Source organism: Nitratidesulfovibrio oxamicus (genome assembly GCF_015731765.1).
Lineage (GTDB): Bacteria > Desulfobacterota > Desulfovibrionia > Desulfovibrionales > Desulfovibrionaceae > Cupidesulfovibrio > Cupidesulfovibrio oxamicus.
Window position 1 is genome coordinate 1 of record NZ_VRYY01000160.1, and the last position, 5,266, is coordinate 5,266.

Annotated in this window: 5 protein-coding genes and 1 pseudogene; all 6 read left to right on the forward strand. The window is 67.5% G+C overall.

Annotation, left to right across the window (positions count from 1 at the left end; genetic code table 11):
* A partial coding sequence (locus FVW20_RS06890) for a homocysteine S-methyltransferase family protein (RefSeq protein ID WP_196608851.1) occupies window positions 1–2,184 on the forward strand: 2,184 nt, incomplete at its 5' end.
* 217 nt (window positions 2,185–2,401) lie between these two features.
* Complete coding sequence (locus FVW20_RS06895; RefSeq protein ID WP_196608852.1) at window positions 2,402–2,875, forward strand: TlpA family protein disulfide reductase; 474 nt, start codon at window positions 2,402–2,404, stop codon at window positions 2,873–2,875.
* A complete protein-coding gene (locus FVW20_RS06900) occupies window positions 2,876–3,343 on the forward strand; it encodes an N-acetyltransferase (protein WP_167125722.1) in 468 nt (155 codons plus the stop codon). It begins immediately after the preceding gene.
* Window positions 3,344–3,501: 158 nt separating this feature from the next.
* Window positions 3,502–4,041, forward strand: a complete 540-nt coding sequence (hpt, locus tag FVW20_RS06905; RefSeq protein ID WP_196608853.1) for a hypoxanthine phosphoribosyltransferase — start codon at window positions 3,502–3,504, stop codon at window positions 4,039–4,041.
* Between the two features lie 69 nt (window positions 4,042–4,110).
* The gene (locus FVW20_RS06910) at window positions 4,111–5,079 is read left to right on the forward strand and encodes a DUF3426 domain-containing protein (RefSeq protein ID WP_196608854.1); all 969 of its coding nucleotides are present in this window, start codon (window positions 4,111–4,113) and stop codon (window positions 5,077–5,079) included.
* A gap of 9 nt (window positions 5,080–5,088) precedes the next feature.
* Window positions 5,089–5,266, forward strand: a pseudogene (locus tag FVW20_RS19680) (DNA repair protein RadA); the annotation flags it as partial.

Here is a 5,266-nt window from a genome sequence, read left to right on the forward strand (position 1 = left end):
GCAGCGCGCGAGGCCGTGCTTGCCAGCGGGCGCGAGGCCTTCGTGGCGGGCAGCGTGGGGCCGTCCGGGCATTTCATGCGCCCGTTGGGCGATCTTGACCCCGCCGAACTGGTGGCCGCCTTCCGCGCCCAGGTCCGGGGGCTGGTGCAGGGCGGGGTGGACCTGATTCTTGCCGAGACCCAGTTCGACCTGGCCGAGGCACGGGCCATCGTGCTGGCCGTGCGCGCCGAATGCGACCTGCCCGTGGGCGTCTCCATGACCTTCGAGGGCGGCGTCAGCCTTACCGGCACGCGACCCGAGGTGTTCGTGCAGTCCATGCTCAACATGGGCGTGGATCTTGTGGGCACAAATTGCAGCGCCGGGCCGGAACAGATGGTCGAGGTGGTGGACGAACTGCTGTCCATCTCCGAAGTGCCGGTGCTGGTGGAGCCCAACGCGGGCCTGCCGGAACTGGTGGACGGCAATACCATGTTCCGCCTGGGCCCGGACGATTTCGCCCGGCACACGGCGCGTTTCGCCGCCGCCGGTGCGCGCCTGCTGGGCGGCTGCTGCGGCACCACGCCCGACCACATTGCCGCCTTGCGCGGCGTATTGGACAATCTTTCGGGCGGCCTTGTTCCCGACCCTGCCCGGCGCGACGGCATCGTGCTGACCACCCGCGCCCAACTTGTGCATGTCGGGGCGGGCAGCCCCATCCGCATCATCGGCGAACGCATCAACCCCACCGGCAAGAAACTGCTGACGGCGGAACTGCAAGCGGGCGAATTCGCCCAGGCCCTGCGCTTTGCCGATGAACAGGTGGAGGCGGGCGCGCCGCTGCTGGACGTGAACGTGGGCGCGCCCATGGTGGACGAGGCGGTGCTGCTGCCCGCGCTGGTGGAACGCCTGGTGGCCCGCCACTCGCTGCCGCTGTCGCTGGATTCGTCCAACGCCGATGCCATTGCCGCAGCACTGCCGTTCCATCCCGGTTCGCCGCTGGTCAACTCCATCAGCGGCGAGCCCGGGCGCATGGAGCACCTGGGGCCGCTGTGCCGCGACCACGGCGCGCCGTTCATCCTGCTGCCGCTCAAGGGGCGCAAGCTGCCGGTGACGGCGGCGGAACGCATCGTCATCATAGAGGAACTGCTGCAACAGGCCGACAGCCTGCGCATTCCGCGCCGCCTGGTCATGGTGGACGTGCTGGCCCTGGCCGTGTCGTCCAAGGCAGAGGCCGCGCGCCACTGTCTGGATACCATCCGCTGGTGTGCGGCGCAGGGGCTGCCCACCACCATCGGGCTGTCCAACATCTCGTTCGGCCTGCCCGCGCGCGAACTGCTGAACGCCACCTTCCTGGCCATGGCGGCGGGCGCGGGGCTTTCCTCGTGCATCGCCCACCCCGGCAACGCGCGCATCCGCGAGGCGGTGGCCGCTTCCAGCGTGCTGCTGGGGCTGGACGCCAACGCCGAGTCGTTCATCGCGGGCTATTCCGGCTGGACGCCGGGCGGAGACGCCACCGGCGCCACGCCCGCTGGCGGGACTGGCGGGGCCGGTGGAACTGGCGGCGGCATGAAGGCCAAGGCCGCCACCCTGGAAGAGGCCGTCATCCGGGGCGACCGCGACGGTGCGTTGGTTCTGGTGGAACGCGCCCTGTCCGAAGGGGCCGACCCGTTCTCGCTGGTGCAGGAAAGGCTGATCCCCGGCATTACCGAGGTGGGCCGCCGCTACGAGCGGCGTGAGTACTTCCTGCCGCAGCTCATCCGCTCGGCAGAGACCATGCAGCACGCCTTCCGCAAACTTCAACCGTTGCTTGAAGCCCAGCGGGGGCAGGAAACCCGCCCGGTGATCATCATGGCCACGGTGGAGGGCGACATCCACGACATCGGCAAGAATATCGTCACCCTGATGCTGGGCAACCACGGCTTCGACGTGGTGGACCTGGGCAAGGACGTGAAGGCCGCCGACATCGTGGAGGCCGCGGAACGCCTTGGTGCGCGGGTGATCGGGCTTTCGGCCCTGATGACCACCACCATGGTGCGCATGGAAGACACGGTGCGCCTGGTGCGCGAGCGCGGCCTGCCCGTCAAGGTCATGGTGGGCGGTGCTGTGGTTACCCCCGCCTATGCCGAGGCCATCGGCGCGGACGGCTATTCCGCCGACGCCGTGGACGCCGTGCGGGTGGCCAAGGAGTTGCTGACGGTGCAGTAGCCGTCGGTGCAACTGTGTCCTTTCGCCCGGCTGGGTTGCCATTCCGGCGTCCGCCTTCTCTCTTGCCTTGCGCATGGTCGCCATGGCCGCGCCGGTTGCCCCGGCGCGCGTTCGGCGGTAAGAATGCGCTCCGCCTGCGTGGCGGACCCCGGAACAGCCGTGGGCGTCAGCCCGTGGATTCCGGGCGCAGTGGCTTTATCCCATCGGAGGCTTGTACATGAAACGCCTGACATCGCTCATGCTTCTTCCGCTGCTGCTCGTCGCACTGTGCGGCGCTGCTGCTGCCGCCCCGGCGGTGGAAGAGATGGGCTCCGGCGAATTGCTGCGCCGCGTCACCGCCGCCAGGGGCAAGGTGGTCATCGTCAATTTCTTTGCCTCGTGGTGCCCGCCGTGCCTGGAGGAAATTCCCGGCCTGATCAATGTGCGGGCCCGGTATTCCGAAGACAAGGTGGCCCTGTACGGCATTTCGCTGGACGACAACCCGAAGCAACTGGCGGCCTTCATGTCCCGCACGCCGTTCAACTATCCGGTGTGGAAGGGCAAGGAGGAATTGCAGCGGTTCTTCAACGTGTCCTCCATCCCGCAACTGCTGGTCTACGACCGGCAGGGCAAGCTGGTGGCCAATCACGTGGGCCTTGTCGAGGCCGACGAACTGGGCAAGTTCGTGGATACCCTGCTGGGGGGCAACTAGATGGGCCAGCCGTACATCCGCAAGGCCCGCGTGCAGGACGTCAAGGCCATCCACGGCCTGCTCATGCACACCTCCGGTCAGGGACTGCTGCTGCCGCGTTCGCTGAACCAGCTGTACAGCCACCTGCGCGACTTTCTGGTTCTCGACCCCGACGATGGCGGCCCGCTGGTGGGCTGCTGCGCCCTGTCCATCGCCTGGGACGACATCGCCGAAGTGCGTTCGCTGGTGCTGGCCGACGATCTGCGCGGCAAGGGCTGGGGACGCAAGCTGGTGGATGCCTGCTTGAGCGATGCCGTGACCCTGGGCATTTTCCGGGTGTTCGCGCTGACCTACCAGGTGGAGTTCTTCCTGCGGATGGGATTCCGGGTGGTGGAAAAGGATGTGCTGCCCCAGAAGATATGGGCGGACTGCATCCACTGTCCCAAATTCCCCGATTGCGACGAAACGGCGGTGCTGCTGGAAATGTAGCGGACGGCCTGCCGCGTGCCGTCCGGTGCGCGTGCCGCGATGTTGCTCCATCAGCCGCTGCTTGTGCCTGCACATGACAACCCCACGGGCCGGGCATGCCGCGTAGCGCGCGGTGTATCCGGCTCCCTGCGATACACGGGCCCGGAGGCCGGACGACAATGAAGATCAAGGACTTGAAGGTAGTGTATGACGCGCAGGCCATTGCCGCGCGCGTGGCCGAGATGGGCGATGAGATCAATCGCCTGTACGCGGGCGAGGAACTGGTGGTGGTCTGCGTGCTGAAGGGCGCGTTCATGTTCTTTGCCGACCTGGTGCGGCATCTGGACATGCGCCCGGAACTCGACTTCGTGCGCGTGGCCAGCTACGGCTCGGCCACCGCCACCTGCGGCACCGTCAGCTTCACCAAGGACGTGGAAGTGCCCTTGCAGGGCAAGCACGTGCTGCTGGTGGAAGACATCGTGGACACCGGCCACACCGTGGACTTCCTGTTCCGCCAGCTTGCGGCGCGCGGCGCCAAGAGCCTGCGCCTGGCCGCGCTGGTGGACAAGCAGGAGCGCCGCGCCGTGCCCGTGCGCGTGGATTTCGCGGGGTTTGCGTTGCCCGGTGGCTTCATTGTAGGGTATGGCCTCGACTATGCCGAACGGTATCGCGAACTTCCCGGTATCTACGAAGCCGTCATCGAACCCGAGGGTGCATAGGGTGGGCCACGCCGCCTGCCTGTCGTCGCGCCCCGGCCATTCGCCGAGACCCCCTGTCCGAGGTGCCCGATGATCGTCATTTGCCCCAGTTGCTCTACCAAATACAACCTGCCCGACGATCGCGCCCGCCCCGGTGCGAAACTGAAATGCACGCTGTGCAAGTCCGTCTTTCCCATCGAATCGGCCACGCCGCCTACCCCCGGCGCGCCCGACTTCGACGCCGTCATGGGCGGACTCGGGATGGGCGGGCCGGATGACGCCGCTGCGGGCACGTCCGGCATCGCTTCCGGTACCGTGTCGGCCAACGGGGCGGAACTGGACCATGGCCCCTTCGACGTTGCCCCCAACCCGGAGGCGGACCTTGATGCCGCCGTGCGCGCCAAGGTGCAGGCCGATGCCCGCAAGCGCGGCAGTACGGACGACGGGCCGGACGTCAGCGACATCATCGGCTCCATGAAGGGCTACAACCTGGACGACGCCCCGCCAGCCGTGCCGCCCAAGAAGTACGGCTGGCCGGTCATCGCCGGGTTCGTGGCCGTGCTGCTGGCCGTGGCCGTGGGCGTTACCCTGCGCTTCACCGGCATGTGGCCCGGCGAGAAGGCGGCGGAAACGCCTCCGCCGGTGGTCAACGGCACCGAGCAGATCAAGAACATCGCCTTGCGCAACTACCGCCAGTACTACGTGAACAACGAAAAGGTGGGCCAGGTCGCGGTAATCGAGGGCAAGGTGGTGAACAACTTTTCCTCGCCGCGCGAACTGATCAAGATCGAGGCCTCGCTGTACGATGCCGCAGGCGCCGCCGTGGTCACCAAGCAGCAACTGTGCGGCGTCACCGTGTCGCTGTTCCAGTTGCAGGTGCTGGGCGAGCAGGAGCTGGAAACGGCCCTCAACAACAAGATCGAGATCCTCACCAACAACACCAACGTGCCCCCCGGCGGCGAAGTGCCGTTCATGGTGGTGTTCTACAACCCGCCCGCCTCCGTGGCCGAGTTCGGCGTCAAGGTGGTGGAGGCGCGCACCCCGCCCGAAAGCAAGTAGCGTGCGCCCGTGAAACTGCGCGAAACCTACGTCTGCACCGCCTGCGGGGCGCGCGCACCGCAATGGCGCGGCCAGTGCCCCGCCTGCAAGGAATGGAACACCCTTGAACTGACCGTGGCCCCGCGCGAGGGCAAGGCCGGGGCGCGCCCCGGTGCGTCGTCCGTTGGCCCGCAGGGCAGGGCGCAGG

Bases quoted from the DNA above. Each gene is read 5' to 3' on its own strand.
- hpt (WP_196608853.1), top strand. From the start codon at position 3,502: ATGAAGATCAAGGACTTGAAGGTAGTGTATGACGCGCAGGCCATTGCC.
- FVW20_RS06910 (WP_196608854.1), top strand. From the start codon at position 4,111: ATGATCGTCATTTGCCCCAGTTGCTCTACCAAATACAACCTGCCCGAC.
- FVW20_RS06895 (WP_196608852.1), top strand. From the start codon at position 2,402: ATGAAACGCCTGACATCGCTCATGCTTCTTCCGCTGCTGCTCGTCGCA.
- FVW20_RS06900 (WP_167125722.1), top strand. From the start codon at position 2,876: ATGGGCCAGCCGTACATCCGCAAGGCCCGCGTGCAGGACGTCAAGGCC.